Here is an 18,890-nt window from a genome sequence, read left to right on the forward strand (position 1 = left end):
GCCCGAACCCAACAAAGGCCCCGCGTCGGGCCTTTCGCCGCTCCCGGCGACGACGCGTCATCCGAACCGCGCCACTCCGGCGCGTCAAAGGAAACAAACGAAACCCCATGGGCTGCGCCGCACCCGATCGCCTCTGGCAACCGCCCTTCGAACTTCGCTCCGGCGAAGTCGCGGTCTGCGATGCGCGCGCCCCTCATTCATATCGGCGCCCGGGCCTCGCGCCCGCCGCGCGCCGTGGAGATTCCCTGTATGTCGAAGAAGATGTTGATCGACGCCGCCCACGCCGAAGAGACGCGTGTGGTGGTCGTGGACGGTTCGCGGGTTGAAGAATTCGATTTCGAGAGCCAGACCCGCAAACAACTTCGTGGAAATATCTATCTCGCCAAGGTGACCCGCGTTGAACCCAGCCTCCAGGCTGCGTTCATCGAGTACGGCGGCAACCGTCACGGTTTCCTCGCCTTCAACGAGATCCATCCGGACTACTACCAGATCCCGGTCGCCGACCGTGAAGCGCTGATGCGCGACGACTCGCACGACGACGAGGACGACGCGCCGGTCTCGCGCCGCGCTTCGGGCGGCGACGACGAGGACGACCACGATCACGCCATCGACGACGAAGACGACGACGTCGAAGAAGAACTGGCGCGCCGCAAGCGCCGCCTGATGCGCAAGTACAAGATCCAGGAAGTGATCCGCCGCCGGCAGATCATGCTGGTTCAGGTCGTCAAGGAAGAGCGCGGCAACAAGGGCGCGGCTCTCACGACCTACCTGTCGCTCGCCGGCCGCTACGGCGTCCTGATGCCCAACACCGCCCGCGGCGGCGGCATCAGCCGCAAGATCACGGCCGTGACCGACCGCAAGCGCCTCAAGAGCGTGGTGCAGAGCCTCGACGTGCCGCAGGGCATGGGCCTGATCGTCCGCACGGCCGGCGCCAAGCGCACCGAGGCCGAGGTCAAGCGCGACTACGAGTACCTGCTGCGTCTGTGGGAGAACATCCGCGACAACACGCTGCACTCGGTCGCCCCGGCGCTGATCTACGAGGAGGAAGACCTCGTAAAGCGCGCCATCCGCGACATGTACGACAAGGACCTCGACGGCATCTGGGTCGAGGGCGAGGCCGGCTACCGCGAAGCGCGCGACTTCATGCGCATGCTGATGCCCAGCCAGGCCAAGAAGGTGTTCCCGTACCGGGAAGCCGCCCCGCTGTTCGTCAAGCACAAGATCGAAGACCACCTGGCCCAGATCTATTCGCCGGTCGTGCCGCTGCGTTCGGGCGGCTACCTGGTGATCAACCAGACCGAGGCCCTGGTCGCCATCGACGTCAACTCGGGCAAGGCCACGCGCGAGCGCAACATCGAGGCCACGGCTCTCAAGACCAACATCGAGGCCGCCGAGGAAGCCGCCCGCCAGCTGCGCCTGCGCGACCTGGCCGGCCTGATCGTCATCGACTTCATCGACATGGATGAAGGCAAGAACAACCGCACGGTCGAGAAGGTCCTCAAGGACGCTCTGAAGGACGACCGCGCCCGCATCCAGATGGGCAAGATCTCGGGCTTCGGCCTGATGGAGATCAGCCGTCAGCGCCGCCGCACCGGCGTGCTGGAAGGCACCACCCACGTCTGCGAGCACTGCGAAGGCACCGGCCGCGTCCGCTCGGTCGAATCGAGCGCCCTGGCCGCCCTGCGCGCCGTCGAGATCGAGGCCCTGAAGGGCAGCGGCTCGGTGGTGTTGAAGGTCAGCCGCGCCGTCGGCATCTACATCCTCAACGAAAAGCGCGCCTACCTGCTGCGCCTGCAGCAGAACCACGGCCTGTTCGTCACCGTGCTGGTCGATGACGGCCTGCGCCAGGCCGAGCACGAGATCGAGCGCACCGAACTGGGCGAGCGCATCGTGCCGCCGCCGGTCGCCTACGAGCCCGATCCGGTGTTCGACGAGGTGTTCGACGACGAGGACGAAGACGAAGAGGAAATCATCGTCGACGAGTCCGAAGAGGACGAAGACGAGGACGAGGCGCCCCGCAAGGCCCGTTCGGACGACGATCGCGGCGGTCGCCGCGGCAACAAGCGCCGTCGTCGCGGCCGTCGCGACGAGGAAGAGACCTCCGAGGACGCTCCGGTCGAAGACGCCGAAGCCGAGTTCGACGCTGAAGGCGACGCCGACGGCGACGACGAGGAATCGCGCCGTCGCCGCCGTCGCCGGGGTCGCCGCGGCGGCCGTCGCGGCGGTCGCGAGGACGGCGATCGCGCCGCCGACGCCTATGTCTGGACCCGTCCGCGCGTCCCGTTCGGCGACAACCCGTACGTCTGGCACGATCCGGAAGCCCTGGAAGCCCGTGGCGGCGAAGGCCGTCGCGACCGTCCGGAGCGCGGCGAGCGCCCCGAGCGTGCTGAACGTCCCGAGCGCGCCGAGCGTCCTGAGCGCACCGAAGCCGCCGAGCGTCCCGAACGCGCTGAACGCCCCGAGCGTTCGGAGCGCCGTGACCGCCGTCGCGGCCGCGACCGCCAGCCGGCCGCCGAGACCCCGATCGCTCCGGTCGCGGTCGAGGACGTCGCCCCGCTGGTGCTCGAGCCGCCGGTGATCCTGGGTCCGCCCGCCGACGTCTGGGTCGAGCTGCCCGAGGCCGCCGAAGCTGCTCCGGCCAAGAAGCCGCGCCGCTCGCGCAGCCGCGGCCGCAAGGGCGCCGCCGAGACTGAATCCGCGGAAACCGTGGAAGCGGTGATCGCCGAAGCCGCGTCCGAGGCTCCCGCCGAGGCCCTGGCCGAAGTCGTCGCCGAGACCGCGCCGCTCGTCGCCGCCGACGTCGAGATCGCTCCCGCGCCGGAACCGCTGGCCGAAGCCGTCGCCGAACCGGTCGTCGAGGCGGCTCCCGTCGCTCCCGCCCCCGTCGCGGCTGAACCGGAACCCGCGCCGGCCCCGGCCGAACCGGATCCGAACGAGATCACCGCCCCTCCCGCCGCGCCCAAGCGCGGTTGGTGGCGCCGCGGCTGATCCCGCAACAAAGGACCGCGGCGGCGCCATGGCGTCGCCGCGGTTCGCGCCTATATCCCCTCCTAGACCAGCCACGCTCTGAACAAGCCTAGCCTTTGCGATTCCCACTCGAAGCGCGCTAGTCTGCCGGACGGCGCGGGGGCGCGACCAGGAGACCATCGATGACGTCCCGCAAGAGGGCGGTCGGCAAGACCTTCGGGGCCGGCCTCTCGGCCCTGGCGCTCCTGACCGCCGTCATGGCCCCGATCAGCGCGGCCCACGCCCAGGACGGCGGCATCTCCCTGATCCGCGACACCGAGATCGAAGAGATCCTGCATCGCGACGCCGACCCGATCTATGCGGCGGCGGGCCTGGATCCCAAGACCGTGCGCATCCTGCTGGTCGGCGACAAGGAGCTGAACGCCTTCGCCACCCAGGGCCTGATGATGGGCCTCAACACCGGCCTGATCCTGCAGACCGAGACGCCCAACCAGCTGAAGGGCGTCATCGCCCACGAAAGCGGCCACCTCGCCGGCGCCCACCCGCTGCGCTCCGACGAGATGATGAAGGCCGGCCTCAAGCCGATGATCCTGACCATGGGCCTGGGCGTCCTGGCGGCGCTTGCCGGCGCGCCCGACGCCGGCGCGGTGCTGTTCGGCAACGCCAGCTATTTCGGCACGCTGGGCGCCCTGGGCTACAGCCGCGAGCAGGAATCGCGCGCCGACCAGGCCGGCGCCAACTTCCTGGAGGCCACCGGCCAGTCGGGCCGCGGCCTCGTCGAGTTCTTCGACAACTTCCGCTACCAGGAGGTCTTCGACCAGTCGCGGCGCTTCGCCTATTTCCGCAGCCACCCGCTGTCGTCCGACCGCATCGAGGCCCTGCGGGCCAAGGTCGAGCGCCTGCCGCACTACGACGCCGTCGACAGCCCAGACGAACTGGCCGAGCACGAGATCATGAAGGCCAAGCTGGAGGGTTTCATCAACCCGCAGACGGCCCTCATCAAGTACCGCGAAAGCGACCGCGGCTTCCCCGCCCGCTACGCCCGCGCCATCGCCTACTACCAGATGAAGGAGCCCGACCGGGCCCTGCGCATCCTCGACGACCTGATCTCCGAGAACGAGAAGAACCCCTATCTCTGGGAGCTCAAGGGCCAGATCCTGTTCGAGTTCAACCGCGTGGCCCTGGCCGAGGAGCCGCAGCGGCGCTCGGTCGCCCTGAAGCCCGACGCGGCCCTGCTGCGCATCAATCTGGGCCAGACCCTGATCGGCTTGGACGATCCCAAGAAGGTCGAAGAAGGCGTCGGCGAGCTGAAGCGCGCCCTGGTCAACGAAAGCGACAACGCCGTGGCCTGGCGCCTCCTGGCCCAGGCCTACGACAAGCAGGGCAAGGACGGCGACGCCCGCCTGGCCACCGCCGAGCAGTACTTCAACCTGGGCGCCGTCCGCGAGGCCCGGGTGTTCGCCATGCGCGCCCGCGAACTGCTCAAGAAGGACACCCCCGAGTGGCGGCGCGCCACCGACATCGTGCTGGCCTCCAAGCCCAGCGACCAGGACCTCAAGGCGCTCGCCAAAGAGGGCCTGTTCGGCCACTGACCTCCCGCATAGAGACCTGAATGCCCCTTCGCCGTCCCCTCGCCTTCGCCGCCGCCGGCCTCGTCCTGTCGATCGGCATGGCCGCCTGCAGCCAGCCCCAGACCGCCGGCAAGGCCGACACGCCCAAGGTCGACGAGGCCTTCGGCAAGAAGGTGCGCGCCTATCTGCTGGAGCACCCGGAGATTCTGCTGGAGGTCAGCGCCAGGCTTCAGGAGAAGCAGCTGGCCGAGGCCTCGGCCAAGTCGCAGGGCGCCATCGCCAAGCACCGCCAGGCCATCGAGCGCGACCCGCGCGACTTCGTGGCCAACCCGAACGGCACGATCACCGTCACCGAGTTCTTCGACTACAAGTGCGGCTACTGCAAGCTGGCCGCCCCGCAGATCCTCGAGATCATCGAGAAGAACCCCGACGTCCGCTTCGTCTTCAAGGAGTTCGTGATCTTCGGCCACACCTCCGAGGTCGCCGCCCGCATGGCGATCGGCGCTCAGGACCAGGGCAAGACCCTGGCGGTCTACAAGGCGATGATGGAGGAGAAGAGCCTCGACGACGCCGCCGTCGATCGCCTGGCCAAGGCCGCCGGCGTCGATGTCGCCAAGGCCCGCGCCGCCGGCCAGAGCGCTTCCGTCACCCAGCAGCTGCAGGACATCCAGGGCCTGGCCCAGACCCTGGCCATCGAAGGCACCCCGGCCTTCATCGTCGGCGACAAGATGATCCCGGGCGCCGACATGAACGCCCTGAAGCTGGCCATCGAGGAAGCTCGTTTGGCGGCCAGCAAGAAGAAGGGCTGACGCCAGGGGCGATCCGGGCGGCAGGGTTCGCCCGGCGGTCGAAACGGCGCGGCAAGCTTTGCCGCTCCGACCGGATCCTCCCGCGACACGTCGCCGCAACCTTTTGAAATCTTTGGTAACCGCCGTGCGAGCCCCGCTTGCACGGCGTTTGCTTTGCATCTCCCGCCAGATCTTCGGCGGGAGTTGCCATGCTTGTTTCCGGTTCCAGTTCCTGGTCGATCCTGTCGACCGCGGCCGCCGATCGCGTCAACGGCGCGACCGCCCAGTTCGCCTCCACCACGTCCGGCCTCGGCGGGGCCAAGCAGGAACTCTACGACTACGCCTCCAAGTCGCCGGCCGAGAAGATGCGCGCGGCCATCCTCGGCAAGCTCGGCCTCACCGAGGAGCAGGTGGCTGCGATGGATCCCAAGGAGCGCCAGAAGGTCGAGGACCAGATCAAGCAGATGATCAAGGACGAGGTCACCCAGCAGGCCGAGGAGAAGAAGGGCGTGCTGGTCGACTTCAAGGCCTAGATCCTCCCCCTCTGGGGGAGGTGGCCCGAAGGGCCGGAGGGGGGCCGTTTTCAGCCGCCCTCACCTTTCTCGCTAATTCATCGTCATCCCGGCCGCAGCGAAGCGGAGAGCCGGGACCCAGGGGTCGGCGCAGTGCGCCAGCAACCGCCTGGGCGGCGAACCCGACCGCTCCGCCCAGCCCCCTGGGTCCCGGATAACGGCTTCACCGTTTCCGGGATGACGACCGTTGGAAAAGCCTAGATCAGCCCCGCCAGCGGCGAGCTCGGATCGGCGTACAGCCGCTTCTGCATCCGCCCGGCCAGATAGGCCTCCCGCCCGGCGATCACCGCGTGCTTCATGGCCTTGGCCATGCGGATCGGGTCCTTGGCCTCGGCGATGGCGGTGTTCATCAGGATGGCGTCGCAGCCCAGCTCCATGCCGATCGCGGCGTCCGAGGCCGTGCCGACGCCGGCGTCGACCAGCACGGGCACCTTGGCGTTCTCGATGATGATCCGCAGGTTGACGCGGTTCTGGATGCCCAGGCCCGAGCCGATCGGCGCGCCCAGCGGCATGATCGCCACCGCGCCAGCCTCTTCCAGCTTCCGGGCGTAGACCGGGTCGTCCGAGCAGTAGACCATCACCTGGAAACCGTCGGCGACCAGCAGCTTCAGCGAGCGCAGGGTCTCTTCCATGTCCGGGAACAGGGTCTTGGGGTCGGAAAGGACCTCCAGCTTGACCAGGTCCCAGCCGCCGGCCTCGCGGGCCAGGCGCAGGGTGCGCACGGCGTCCTCGCCGGTGAAACAGCCCGCCGTGTTCGGAAGATAGGTGAACTCGGTCGGCTTGACGTAGTCGACCAGCAGCGGCTGGCTGGGGTCGGTCAGGTTCACGCGACGCACGGCCACGGTGACGATCTCGGCCCCGGCCGCGCGGGCGGCGGCGGCGTTGGTCGCATAGTCCTTGTACTTGCCGGTGCCCACGATCAGGCGCGAGCGGAAGGTGCGGCCGGCGACGGTCCAGGTCTCGTCGGCGTCGACGGTCTGGACGGCGGATTCGGGGGAAACGTGCGCGTTCATCCGGCCGGTTTACGCCTGGGCAGCTTGGGATTCAAATCCGTAGAGACGCGGGGGTGATCGACTGTCGGGATTGCCTGGCTTCCACCGACCTGCTCCCCTCCTCCGTAAAATCCCCGCGAAAGCGGGGACCCAGGCTTTTCACCGTTCCACTCCGCCTCCCTCGCCCCTGTGGCGAGGGCCCATGCCGGCGACCGCTCAAACCTCGGCCGACCTCGACAGGTCTGAGCGGCTGAACGATGGATCCTGGGCACAAGGCCCAGGAAGGCGGTGTTGGGTTGGGCTGATGGGGATTGGCGAGCGTCTATCCCCGCTGATCGCTCCATGAACCCCAACCAATCCAAACCCTTGCAACTTTCTAAGCGTTCTGGATCAGACGCGCTGAAACCCGCTGCATAATGGACCCCGTCCCGTCGCGGGGAGAGGGCGCAAGGATCCGGCCCGAAGCGTGCGGCGGTGATGCGATCGAGCGGGGCTGAAGGAGCGGCGAGAGCCGGGCCTGAAGGCTTAAATGAGGATGGGGGACGTAAACCCATCCATCGGGAGCTTGCCTGTCATAGGCTCCCGCCCGTCCGAGGGTCCGCTCCGGCGCCTTCTGTCTGCACGCGATGGCTAGCGAAGCTTACAGCCCGGTTCCGGGGAAGGCATACGCCGAAGGGGGTGAAGGGCGGAAGAGGCCCGCGCGCCCCGGCCTGAGGCATAACGATCGCGCGGGGCGTCCAGCTTCGTCGAAACGGTATTCAAACTCACAGCTCCGGGCGAGGCCCGGACGCCCCGCGCCCTCTCCACAAGCTCTGCGCAATCGCGCGAGAGGCCGCGAACCCGTTCCCTCTCCCCTTGCGGGAGAGGGTGGCCTCCCGGAGGGAGGTCGGGTGAGGGGTCTCTCAGAAAGCGAAACCGCGTGCGGCGGTCAGGCCGGGCGGAGGTGTCTCACGTTTGAGAGACCCCTCATCCGACGCCTATCGGCGCCACCTTCTCCCGCAAGGGGAGAAGGACCCGGAACTCACCCGCCACCGATAAAGGTCACGATCTCGATCCGGTCCCCATCGGCCAGCGCCGTGTCGGCATAGAGCGAGCGCGGGGCGATCTCGAGGTTGCGCTCGACCGCCACCTTGCGCGCGTCCAGGCCCAGAGCGGCCACCAGGTCCGCGATGCTGGCGACGCCGTCGAATTGGCGGTCTTCGCCGTTCAGTAGAAGTCTCATCTCACCTCCGAAGCGAGGCATGCTTGTGACGCGAGGGAACCGGCTATACAAGACCTCCGGAATCGACGGCGGAGCCGAATGGTCAAACCGATCCATGTGCTGAGCGGGCCCAATCTCAACCTGTTGGGAACGCGGGAGCCCGAGATATACGGCAAGGACACCCTGGATGACGTGCGCCAGCGCTGCGAAGCGCGGGCCGCGGCCAAGGGGCTTTCCGTCGTTTTCCGGCAGAGCAATCACGAAGGCGTGCTGATCGACTGGGTGCAGGAAGCTCGCACCGAGGCCAGCGCGCTCGTGATCAATCCGGCGGGTTATGGACACACCTCCATCGCCCTCCTCGACGCCCTGAAGACCTTGAACATCCCGGTCATCGAGTGTCACCTGTCGAACCCTGCGGCGCGGGAGGAGTTCCGTCGCCACACCTTCGTTTCGCTTGCCGCGACGGGCCTAGTCTCGGGCTTTGGCGCTGCAAGCTATGAACTGGCCATCGAGGCCGCCGCCGGACTGATCAGCGCCGACTGACGTCCGCGCTCCCGGCCCAGAACCATAAGGTACGATTTCAATGTCCAATCCGAAGGCTCCCGAGACGGTCGAAACCCCGTCGATCGACGCCCGCCTCGTCCGCAAGCTCGCCGACATCCTGAAGGACACCGGCCTGAGCGAGATCGAGGTCGAGCATGCCGGCCTGAAGATCCGCGTCGCCCGTGAACTGACCGTCGCCCCGACCGCCTACGTCCAGGCCGCTCCGGCCGCCGTGGCCGCGCCGCTGGCCGCCCCGGCCCCGGTCGCCGCGCCCGCCGCCGAAGCCGCCGCCGCTCCGGCTCCGGCCGCCGCCCGTGGCGACGCCGTGAAGTCGCCGATGGTCGGCACCGCCTACCTCTCGCCGCAGCCGGGCGCCGACGCCTTCATCAAGGTCGGCGACACCGTCAACGCCGGTCAGACGCTGCTGATCGTCGAAGCCATGAAGACCATGAACCCGATCGCCGCGCCCAAGGGCGGCAAGGTCGTCGAGATCCTGATCAGCGACGCCCAGCCGGTCGAGTTCGGCGAGCCGCTGGTCATCATCGAGTAAGCGCGATGTTCGACAAGATCCTCATCGCGAACCGGGGCGAGATCGCGCTCCGGGTTCACCGCGCCTGCAAGGAAATGGGCATCGCCACCGTGGCGGTCCACTCCGAGGCCGACTCCAACTCGATGTGGGTGCGCCTGGCCGACGAAAGCGTCTGCATCGGCCCCGCGCCGGCGGCCAAGAGCTACCTCAACATCCCGTCGATCATCGCCGCGGCCGAGATCACCGGCGCCCAGGGCATCCACCCGGGCTACGGCTTCCTGTCGGAGAACGCCCGCTTCGCCGAGATCGTCGGTGCGCACGGCTTCACCTTCATCGGCCCGAAGCCCGAGCACATCCGGATGATGGGCGACAAGATCACCGCCAAGCAGGCCGTGAAGGACGCCGGCATCCCGGTCGTTCCCGGCTCTGACGGCGGCGTCTCGACCGAGGAAGAGGCCTTCGAGGCCGCCGACAAGATCGGCTTCCCGGTGCTGATCAAGGCCGCCGCCGGCGGCGGCGGTCGCGGCATGAAGGTCGCCCAGACCCGTGACGACCTGGCCGAAGCCGTCTCGACGGCCCGCGCCGAAGCCCGCGCCGCCTTCGGCGACGACACGGTCTACATGGAGCGCTACCTCCAGAAGCCGCGCCACATCGAGCTGCAGGTCATCGCCGACAGCCACGGCAACGTGGTGCACCTGGGCGAACGCGACTGCTCGCTGCAGCGCCGCCACCAGAAGGTGCTGGAAGAAGCCCCCTCGCCCGCCCTGTCGGCCGAAGGTCGCGCCAAGATCGGCAAGATCGTCGTCGATGCGGTCAAGGCCATCGGCTACCTCGGCGTCGGCACCATCGAGTTCCTGTGGGAGAACGACGAGTTCTTCTTCATCGAGATGAACACCCGCCTGCAGGTGGAGCATCCGGTCACCGAAGCCATCACCGGCATCGACCTGGTGCGCGAGCAGATCCGCATCGCCGCGGGCCTGCCGCTGTCGTTCACCCAAGACGACGTCGTGTTCGAAGGCCACGCCATCGAGTGCCGCATCAACGCCGAGAACGCCCGCACCTTCACGCCCTCGCCGGGCACGGTGACGGACTTCCACGCGCCGGGCGGTCTGGGCGTTCGCCTCGATTCGGCGATCTACACCGGCTATTCGATCCCGCCCTACTACGACAGCCTGATCGGCAAGCTGATCGTCCACGGCCGCGACCGCGAGGAGTGCATCGCGCGCCTCAAGCGCTGCCTGGGCGAAATGGTCGTCGGCGGCGTCGAGACCACGATCCCGCTGTTCCAGGATCTGCTGGTCCAGCCCGACATCCTGGCCGGCGACTACGACATCCACTGGCTGGAACGCTGGATCAAGTCGCAGGGCTGAGGCCTTAATGTCTTCGTCGGCTCCCGCCTGCCGGGAGCCGACGGATGACGCTCTCAAGGCTCAAGGATCGACTGAACCACCCATGGACGACGCCTTCGGCCTCGACGATCTCGTCGCCTGCTACGAACGCGGCGTCTTCCCCATGGCCGACGCTCGTCACGACGAGCGCCTCTTCCTGATCGACCCGCAATGGCGGGGCGTGCTGCCGCTTGAAGCCATGCACGTGCCCCGGCGCCTGGCCCGCACCGTGCGCAGCGAGCCGTTCGACGTGCGCGTCGACACCGCCTTCGACGCCGTGGTCGAGGCCTGCGCCTCATCACGCCCGGGTCGGCTGGAGACCTGGATCAACGCCCCGATCCAGAAGATGTACGGCATGCTCTACGCCGCCGGCCGCGCCCACAGCGTCGAGTGCTGGCAGGACGGGCAGCTGGTCGGCGGGCTCTACGGCGTCTCGCTGGGCGCGGCCTTCTTCGGCGAAAGCATGTTCTCGACCGCCCGCGACGCCAGCAAGGTGGCGCTGGTGCATCTGGTCGGCCGGCTGCTGGTCGGCGGCTACAAGCTGCTCGACACCCAGTTCATCACCGACCACCTGGCGCAGTTCGGCACGCAGGAGATCTCACGCGCCGACTACAAGCGGCGGCTGTCCAAGGCCCTGACGGCCCAGGCGGATTTCTACTTGCTGGGGCCTTCGGCGACCGGCGTCGATGTCTTGCAGGCGATCAGCCAGGCGTCATAGACCGGGTGCTCCAGCGGGTTCAGGCCCGGGGAGCTGGCGTACATCCAGCCCTTGAACACCTGCCGTCCGGCCGGCGCGGCGCGACCCGGCAGGGCCTTGGGCTGAGTATCGATGGTCAGATAGGCGATCTGGTCCGGCGCAACCTCGTCCGAAGCCGTGGCCTCGCAGGCCCGCACGGTGAAGACCAGGGTCTTGTAGCGGATCGGCTGCCCCACCGGGACCTCGAAGCGCATGGTCTCGGTCGTGACCTTGTCCAGCGCCTGGATGATCGCCACGCCATAGCGGCCGCGCTTGGCGGGCTCGGTGGGCTTGATCGGGGTCTGGGCCACGGGCTTGGCCGGAACTGGCTCGGCGGCCGGCGGCGGCGAAGGCTCGGGCGGCGGCGCGGCGTTGGTCGGCGTCGCCTGCTGCACCGGCTTGGGCGTCGGCGCGACGGGCGCGGGCTGAGCGACCGGCGCGGTCGTGGCCGCGGGCGGCTGCTGCACCGGCCGCGCCTGTTGCGGAGCGGCCTGCAGCGCCCAGGCGGCGCCGACGGCGAACGGAACCACGGCGACCAGGATCGCCGCGCCCTGCAGGCTGCGCCGCTTGAGGCTCATCTTATTCCGGCGACCAGGACTGGTAGTCGCTGGTGGCGACAGCGCGCTCGCCGCCACGGCCGATGGCGCCCTTCGGACGCCAGGCGTGGACGGTGCCGGTGAGGTTCGGCAGGTGATCCTTCTCCCACGCGCGACGCGGCAGCGGGGCCTGCGTCGGCAGCTCGTCGAAGGTGTAGTGCAGCCAGCCGCTCCAATCGGGCGGAACCTTGGAGGCCTCGGCGTAGCCGTTGTAGATCACCCAACGACGCTTGCGCTCGTCGTAGCTGTCCTTGTTGTCGCGGGCTTCGAAGTAGCGGTTGCCGAACTCGTCCTGGCCAACAAACACGCCCCGGCGGGAAATGTGGAAGCGCTGACCCAGGGTCGCTCCGTTCCACCACGTGAAGATCGCTTTCAGCACTGCGCGGCATCCATCTGGCAAAGGCCTTCGCGACCGAAAAAGCGCGGCGCGAAGCGGGCGGACTATAGGTCGCCGCGCCGCCAGCGTCCAGCCGAGGCGACGCGACATGCGCCTTCAAGATGTTGTGGACAGCACTGTGCACAGCCCCAACATCTATTGATGGTTACCGACCCACGGTTTAGGGTTGACACCATGACGAAGCACCCGCCGCGGAATCGGCCCATGCGCTTTGAACGACTCTTCACCGGCCGAGCGCCGGAAATCGACCTGCGCGAGATCGAACGGCCCGACCGTTTCGTCGAAACCCTGGCCCCGTTGGGCTGGACCGACGCCCGCGTCGAGGCCTGGCTGGACTGGGCGTGGATCGCCGCCCCGGGCGAAGCCGACTCTGAATCCATCCTCGAAGGCGCGCCAGAGCGCTACGCCGCGCGCCTGACGCAGGCGGGCCGCGCCGCCGGCCTCTTCGCCTCGGAAGACGACGCCCGCTCTTTCGCCACCGGTCTCGTCGACAGCCTGCTCGCGGGCCTCGCCGCCCCAGCGGGTCCGGGCGCCGCCCTGCCCGCTCCGCTGCACGTCGCCGCCATCGAATTCCGCGCCGCCGCCGCCGAGCACATCGGCCAGGCCCGCGCCGGCCGCCTCGCACTGGAAGCAGCAGCCCAGCTGGAAGCGGCTCTGACGGACGTATCCAACGCGGTCCTGCGTTGCGAGGGCGACGCCCGGGCCTGCTCGGATCCCGGCCGCAATGTCGCCCTGGCTCGCGCCGCTCAACGCGCTCGCGCCGCCGGCGCCAGCGACGCCAGCATCGCCGACGCCATCACATCAGCCGGCGCCGCAAACTTCCCGTCGCGGCTTCCCGAACCGGCCACGCCAGCGCCGCTGCTGGCCCTGGCCGAACCGGCCGACGTCGCCGCCGGCGACGAAGCGGCCGCCCTCGCCGCGCGCGCCAGCTGGGAGACCGGCCAACTCGTCCTGGCCCTGTCGCCCGCAAACGCCGATCATCTGTCCGCCGGCCACGCGGTCCGCGCCGCCGTCAACGCCGCCGCCTTCCTCGGCGACGAAGGCTTCGACATCGCCGGCTTCCGCCACGCCGTGCGCCTCTGGGCGACCGCGCTGGAGCTGGAGCGACCGATCAACGGCGCCGTGGCCTTGAGCCTGGCGGGCGTCGGTGACTGGCTGCTGGCTCAGGGCCTGTCGCCCGCGACGCCCGCCGGTCGCGACGCCGCCGCAGCACTGTGGGCCCTGGCCGCCGGCGAGGCTCTGACCGCCTCCGCCGAGGTCGCGGGCGCCCTCGGCCCCGCCGAGACCTTCACGGCCGACCAACAGCGCGTCGTGGACACGCTCGCCGAACGCGCGGCGCTCGCCGCCAAGCTCGATGCGCCACTCGCCGCCGAAGCTGCCGCCTCACTCGATCGCGCCCTGACCGCCGTGCGCGCCCACGGCCTGCGCGGAACGGGCGTCGTCGCCGCTTTCGAAGACGCCGAAACAGCCCTGCGCCTGGGCGCTCGCCCTGGCCTCGACACCGCCTGGAGCCTGATCCAGGCCGCCGAGACCCTCGACGGCGTCGCCGTGCGCCAACTCTCCGGCGCCGCCCAGTCGGCCCTGCGCTCCGTCGGCGCCGATCTCGACGCCGCGCGCCTGCACGCGCTTGGCGCCGGGTCGCTGGAAGACGCCCAAGGCCTCGACCATCGCGCCCTGGCCGCCGTCGGCTTCACGGGCCACGAGATCGCCCTGGCCGAAGGCGTCCTGCGCTCCACTGGCGACCTGCGCGCGGCGTTCGCGCCAGCCGTGGTCGGCGCCGACTTCCTCAGCGACGTGCTGGGCGCCCCCGCCGAGGGGCTGGCCGATCCCGCCTTCGACACCCTGGCCTTCGCCGGCTTCACGGCGGAGACGATCACCGCCGCCCAGGCCCACGCCGTCGGGACGGGTCGCATTCACGACGCGTCGACCCTGACGCCGGAAGTCCAGAGCCTGTTCCGCGCCTTCGAAGCGCCCAGTCAGGCCGACCGCATCGTCTTCACCGCCGCCGTCGAGGCCTTCGCCTGCGCGCCGCGGCCGCTGGCTCTGGTCGCGCCTTTCGACGCCCGCCCGGCCGACCTGCTGCGGCTGCAGGCCTCGGCCGCCCGCGCCGGCGTGAGGGCCCTGAAGCTGTCGCGCGCCGCCGCTCCCGCCGGCTTCACGCTCGACCTGCCCGAAGCACCCGCGGAAGCGCCGCGCGCGCGCCCGCCCGAGCCAGTCGTCACCGAGCGCGTGGTCGAGAAGGTGGTCGAGCGCCGGCGCGAGCGCCGCAAGCTGCCCGACCGCCGCAAGGGCTACATCCAGAAGGCCGCCGTCGGCGGTCACAAGGTCTATCTGCACACCGGCGAATACGAGGACGGCGAGGTCGGCGAGATCTTCATCGACATGCACAAGGAAGGCGCGGCCTTCCGCTCGTTGATGAACAACTTCGCCATCGCCGTGTCGCTGGGCCTGCAGCACGGCGTGCCGCTGGACGAGTTCGTCGACGCCTACGTCTTCACCAAGTTCGAGCCGGCCGGGCCGGTGACCGGCAACGACTCGATCAAGTCGGCGACCTCGATCCTCGACTACATCTTCCGCGAGCTCGGGGTTTCGTACCTGGGCCGCGACGACCTGGCCAACGGCGACCCGCAGGAGTTCAACGCCGACGGCCTGGGCCGGGGCAAGAACGCCGAGACCGAGGACGAAGCCGAGGAACCCGCGCCGCTGCCGGCCTCGAAGTTCATCTCCAAGGGCTTCTCGCGGGGCGCGACGCCCGACAACCTGGTCTTCGCCGCCTTCGGCCGCCGCAAGGACGACGAGGCCAAGACCAGTGCGCAGGCCGACCAGGCCGACATCTGCCCGGCCTGCGGCGACGTCGCCCTGAGCCGCAAGGGCGGCCTCGTGGTCTGCGAAAGCTGCAACGGCCAGGCAGAACGGCCTTCCCCCCGGGGATGAGTTTCTGGCGCGGGGCTTGCTGCGAAGGTCGCAAGTCCCGTACCTCGCCCTTTCCATCGCCTAGGACGCGTGCCGAAATGAAACCGCTGGCCCTCCTCGCCGCCGCCGCGCTGTCGACCCTGGCCCTGGCCGGTCCCGCCCTGGCGCAGAACGCCGGACAGATCGAGCGCGTGCGCCGCGGCGCCGACTGCCCCAAGTGCAATCTCTTCCAGGCCGACCTGTCAGGCCTGACGCTGAAGGCCAAGAACCTGGCCGGCGCACGCCTGCGTCAGGCCGACCTGTCGCTGGCCGTAATGGGCCGCACGCGGTTCACCGGCGGCGACCTGCGCGACGTCAACGCCTATGGCGGCGTGTTCGGCGGGGCCAGCTTCGCCCGCACGAACCTGACCAACGCGACCTTCGTCGGCGCCTATCTGGAAGGAGCCAGCTTCGCCGGCGCCGACCTGTCGGGCGTCAACTTCTCGGGCGCCGAACTCGACCGGGCCACGGGCCTGACGCAGGCGCAGCTGAACCGCGCCTGTGGCGATCCTTCGACGACCCTGCCGCGCGGCCTGTCGATCCCGCGCTGCCGCTGATCCGAAAGTCTCAGCGCACCGGCAGCATCAGGTGCGCATAGGGCGTGTCCGGAAACATGACGTAGGGCTTCGACGTATCCGGACGCGCGCCGCCGGGATAGCCGGCCAGCATGCCCGGCGCGCCGACGACCATGACGTGCGGTCCCGTCGTGACCCAGCCTTCGCCCATCGCCGGCTTCTGGGCGTAGGGATCGAGATTGCTGGGGTCCGAGCCGCCCTTGAGCATGTAGATGAAACCCGGCTTGCCTTCCGGCGGCGGCTTGCGGCCAAACATGGCGCTCGCCCATTCCATGGCGTTGGCGTCGGCGCACATGGGATCGACGCCTGGCGTGGTCGGAATGTCCGGCATGCAGGTGTAGCCGTTGGTCCCGTCGCGCAGATGGCGCATCGAGCCGTCGGCGGCGAAGGTCATGATCGCCGCGTCCTTGCCGATGGCCGGCGGGGCGGCCGACATGGCGCTGGCGATGATCTTCTGGTCGGCGGCCGAGGGCGGCGCGGCTTGGGCGACCGTCGCGGCGGACAGGCAAAGGGAAAGCGCTAAAGCGGTCCTGAACATCGGGAACCCTCCCTGGGCGCACCCCCGACAGCGGCACCATAACACGAAAAAGCCCTCCGAGCCGAGCGGCCGGAGGGCTTTGACTTTCAGGCGCTTGCCCTCAGATCCTTAGACCTTGATGGGCGGGGCGGTGCGGATGTGCAGTTCCTTGAGCTGCTTGTCGAGCACGTTGGCCGGGGCGTTCATCAGCAGGTCCTGGCCCTGCTGGTTCAGCGGGAAGGCGATGACTTCGCGGATGGCGACCTGCTCGGCCAGCAGCATGACGATGCGGTCGATGCCGGGGGCCAGACCACCGTGCGGCGGGGCGCCATAGCGGAAGGCGTTCAGCATGCCGCCGAACTGCTCCTCGACCACTTCCGGACCGTAGCCGGCGGTCTCGAAGGCCTTGAGCATGATCTCGGGCTTGTGGTTCCGGATCGCGCCCGAGCACAGCTCGTAGCCGTTGCAGACGATGTCGTACTGGTAGGCGCGGATGGTCAGCGGGTCCTGGGTCTCCAGGGCCTCCAGACCGCCCTGCGGCATCGAGAACGGGTTGTGCGAGAAGTCGACCTTCTTCTCGTCCTCGTTCCACTCGAACATCGGGAAGTCGACGATCCAGCAGAACTTGAACTGCTCTTCGGCGACCAGCTTCAGCTCCGTGCCGACGCGGGTGCGGGCCAGACCCGCGAACTTGGCGAACACGGCCGGGTCGCCGGCCACGAAGAAGGCGGCGTCGCCCTTGCCCAGGCCCAGGCTTTCCATCAGCGCCTGGGTGGGTTCGCCCAGGTTCTTGGCGATCGGGCCGCCCCAGCCGCCCTGGTCTTCCGACCAGAACACGTAGCCGAGGCCCGGCTGGCCTTCGCCCTGGGCCCAGCTGTTCATGCGGTCGCAGAAGGCGCGCGAGCCGCCGGTCCGGGCCGGGATGGCCCAGATGGCGTTCTTGGCGTCGGCGCCGAGGATCTTGGCGAACAGGCCGAAACCGCCGTCGCGGAAGTGCTCGGAGACGTCGGCCATCTTGATCGGGTTGCGCAGGTCCGGCTTGTCGCTGCCGTACCAGGCCATCGACTGGGCGTAGGTCAGGCGCTCGAAGCCCTTGTGCTCGAGCGTCGCGCCGAAGTCGTTGGTGAAGGTGTGGGTCTCGCTGATCGGCGAGACCGGCTTGCCCGAACCGAACTCCTCGAAGATGCCGTGCATCACCGGCTCGATGGCGGCGAACACGTCTTCTTGCGTGACGAAGCTCATCTCGACGTCGAGCTGGTAGAATTCCAGCGAACGGTCGGCGCGCAGGTCTTCGTCGCGGAAGCACGGGGCGATCTGGAAGTAGCGGTCGAAGCCCGAGACCATCAGCAGCTGCTTGAACTGCTGGGGCGCTTGGGGAAGCGCGTAGAACTTCTCGGGATGCAGACGCGAAGGCACCAGGAAGTCGCGCGCGCCTTCCGGCGACGACGCCGTCAGGATCGGCGTCTGGAACTCGTTGAAGCCCTGGGCGAACATGCGGTTGCGGATCGACTGGATCACGCGCGAGCGCAGCACGATGTTCTTGTGCAGGGTCTCGCGACGCAGGTCGAGATAGCGGTGCTTGAGGCGGATCTCTTCGGGATAGTCCGGCTCGCCGAAGACCGGCAACGGCAGCTCGTCGGCGGTCGACAGCACCTCGACGTCGGTGACGCGGATCTCGATCTCGCCGGTCGGCAGGTTGGGGTTCACGACGCTGGCGTCGCGGGCCACGACCTGGCCGTCCACGCGGATGACGCTCTCGGCGCGCAGGCGCTCGACGATGGCGAAGCCCGGGGTCTCCGGGTGCAGCACCAGCTGGGTCAGGCCGTAGTGGTCGCGCAGGTCGATGAAGACCAGGCCGCCGTGGTCGCGCTTGCGGTGGATCCAGCCCGACAGACGCACACTGGCGTTGGTGTCGCTGGACCGAAGAGCGCCGCAGTTATGGGTGCGATAGGCGTGCATCGTGGTCATGAAAGGCTTTGAAACGCGTTGATTTGCAAGGCGCGGAAAGGCGCATGCGGGGGCGTTTATGTCAAGGATTCTGACAATCTTGTTCCTTGTGCCCCTGCGGGAGAAGATGGCGGGCGCCCTTAGGAACCTCCCCCTCTGGGGGAGGCGGCCGAAGGCCGGTGGGGGGCCATTTTCAGCTTCCGGGGCGGTGGGTGGTTTCACAATTACTCCCCCCACCGATCGCTGCGCGATCGCCTCGCCCACAGGGGGAGGTTCCTCGAGGCACGGCTTCTCGCACTCCCGTGAAAACTCACGAAAGTGGGTGGGGAGGCGCGGAGCGGCCGGGCGGAGCCCGGAGACCGTGATGTTGTTTAGCGTTTCGGCTTCGTCTGACCGCTCCGCCACATCATTGGCTCGAAGGACCGGGGGCGCGGGTGCTTTTTCAACCCTGGACCCGGTTGTCCCTCGGACGGGCAGGACCAATAGCCCCGCGGTGATCCGGCGGCGGCCTCGGCTGATCCTGTTAGGCCGGTTTGAAACGATCCCGACCCTGTCGACCCGCAAGTTTCGTCACGGAACGGCTGGCGGCCCAATCACGCCTTCTGAGCGATCCTGCAAA

Annotated in this window: 16 protein-coding genes; 10 read left to right on the forward strand and 6 right to left on the reverse strand. The window is 68.9% G+C overall.

The features are described 5' to 3' along the window. Positions 1-249 precede the first annotated feature (249 nt). From AC07NS_RS19945 to AC07NS_RS19960, 4 genes are all read left to right on the forward strand, one after another. On the forward strand, positions 250-2,988 hold the full coding sequence (locus AC07NS_RS19945; RefSeq protein ID WP_494606057.1) for an Rne/Rng family ribonuclease: 2,739 nt from the start codon (positions 250-252) through the stop codon (positions 2,986-2,988). A 161-nt stretch (positions 2,989-3,149) separates the two neighbouring features. Continuing rightward, complete coding sequence (locus tag AC07NS_RS19950) at positions 3,150-4,559, forward strand: M48 family metalloprotease (RefSeq protein WP_494606059.1); 1,410 nt, start codon at positions 3,150-3,152, stop codon at positions 4,557-4,559. A 20-nt stretch (positions 4,560-4,579) separates the two neighbouring features. Further along, complete coding sequence (locus tag AC07NS_RS19955; protein WP_494606061.1) at positions 4,580-5,347, forward strand: DsbA family protein; 768 nt, start codon at positions 4,580-4,582, stop codon at positions 5,345-5,347. Between the two features lie 188 nt (positions 5,348-5,535). Next, positions 5,536-5,859, forward strand: a complete 324-nt coding sequence (locus AC07NS_RS19960; protein WP_494606065.1) for a hypothetical protein — start codon at positions 5,536-5,538, stop codon at positions 5,857-5,859. Positions 5,860-6,095: 236 nt separating this feature from the next. Here the strand turns inward: AC07NS_RS19960 and AC07NS_RS19965 are convergent, their stop codons facing one another. Both AC07NS_RS19965 and thiS read right to left on the reverse strand, forming a co-directional pair. Then, positions 6,096-6,911 (reverse strand): thiazole synthase, encoded by an 816-nt coding sequence (locus AC07NS_RS19965; RefSeq protein ID WP_110119826.1) that lies wholly within the window; start codon positions 6,909-6,911, stop codon positions 6,096-6,098. Between the two features lie 1,000 nt (positions 6,912-7,911). After that, complete coding sequence (gene thiS / locus AC07NS_RS19970; RefSeq protein WP_058346516.1) at positions 7,912-8,112, reverse strand: sulfur carrier protein ThiS; 201 nt, start codon at positions 8,110-8,112, stop codon at positions 7,912-7,914. 78 nt (positions 8,113-8,190) lie between these two features. Here thiS and AC07NS_RS19975 point away from each other — a divergent pair, with 78 nt between their 5' ends. The 4 genes from AC07NS_RS19975 (at position 8,191) to aat (ending at position 11,269) form a co-directional block, all read left to right on the forward strand. Next, positions 8,191-8,634 carry a type II 3-dehydroquinate dehydratase gene (locus tag AC07NS_RS19975; protein WP_494606067.1) on the forward strand — a complete coding sequence of 148 codons (444 nt, stop codon included), beginning with the start codon at positions 8,191-8,193 and terminating at the stop codon, positions 8,632-8,634. 40 nt (positions 8,635-8,674) lie between these two features. After that, entirely contained in the window at positions 8,675-9,184 is a 510-nt protein-coding gene (accB, locus tag AC07NS_RS19980) for an acetyl-CoA carboxylase biotin carboxyl carrier protein (protein WP_494606069.1), read from the forward strand. A 5-nt stretch (positions 9,185-9,189) separates the two neighbouring features. Further along, a complete protein-coding gene (gene accC, locus AC07NS_RS19985) occupies positions 9,190-10,533 on the forward strand; it encodes an acetyl-CoA carboxylase biotin carboxylase subunit (RefSeq protein ID WP_494606070.1) in 1,344 nt (447 codons plus the stop codon). Positions 10,534-10,615: 82 nt separating this feature from the next. Further along, positions 10,616-11,269 (forward strand): leucyl/phenylalanyl-tRNA--protein transferase, encoded by a 654-nt coding sequence (aat, locus tag AC07NS_RS19990; RefSeq protein WP_494606072.1) that lies wholly within the window; start codon positions 10,616-10,618, stop codon positions 11,267-11,269. Here aat and AC07NS_RS19995 read toward each other — a convergent pair. Both AC07NS_RS19995 and AC07NS_RS20000 read right to left on the reverse strand, forming a co-directional pair. Further along, the gene (locus tag AC07NS_RS19995; RefSeq protein ID WP_494606074.1) at positions 11,206-11,865 is read right to left on the reverse strand and encodes a DUF2155 domain-containing protein; all 660 of its coding nucleotides are present in this window, start codon (positions 11,863-11,865) and stop codon (positions 11,206-11,208) included. The genes aat and AC07NS_RS19995 overlap by 64 nt on opposite strands. A gap of 1 nt (position 11,866) precedes the next feature. Beyond that, positions 11,867-12,262 (reverse strand): NADH:ubiquinone oxidoreductase subunit NDUFA12, encoded by a 396-nt coding sequence (locus tag AC07NS_RS20000; RefSeq protein WP_492855459.1) that lies wholly within the window; start codon positions 12,260-12,262, stop codon positions 11,867-11,869. A gap of 222 nt (positions 12,263-12,484) precedes the next feature. On the opposite strand from AC07NS_RS20000, the gene AC07NS_RS20005 reads away from it, so the two are divergent. Both AC07NS_RS20005 and AC07NS_RS20010 read left to right on the forward strand, forming a co-directional pair. Beyond that, entirely contained in the window at positions 12,485-15,214 is a 2,730-nt protein-coding gene (locus tag AC07NS_RS20005) for a TSCPD domain-containing protein (RefSeq protein WP_494606076.1), read from the forward strand. Positions 15,215-15,291: 77 nt separating this feature from the next. Next, positions 15,292-15,789 (forward strand): pentapeptide repeat-containing protein, encoded by a 498-nt coding sequence (locus AC07NS_RS20010; protein ID WP_494606077.1) that lies wholly within the window; start codon positions 15,292-15,294, stop codon positions 15,787-15,789. Between the two features lie 10 nt (positions 15,790-15,799). Here AC07NS_RS20010 and AC07NS_RS20015 read toward each other — a convergent pair whose 3' ends face one another. Next, the gene (locus tag AC07NS_RS20015; RefSeq protein WP_494606079.1) at positions 15,800-16,345 is read right to left on the reverse strand and encodes a hypothetical protein; all 546 of its coding nucleotides are present in this window, start codon (positions 16,343-16,345) and stop codon (positions 15,800-15,802) included. Between the two features lie 108 nt (positions 16,346-16,453). After that, positions 16,454-18,292, reverse strand: coding sequence for an aspartate--tRNA ligase (gene aspS / locus AC07NS_RS20020; RefSeq protein WP_494606081.1), 1,839 nt, complete (start codon positions 18,290-18,292; stop codon positions 16,454-16,456). Positions 18,293-18,890: the final 598 nt, after the last annotated feature.

It is taken from the genome of Caulobacter sp. GW821-FHT10A10 (assembly GCF_059415745.1).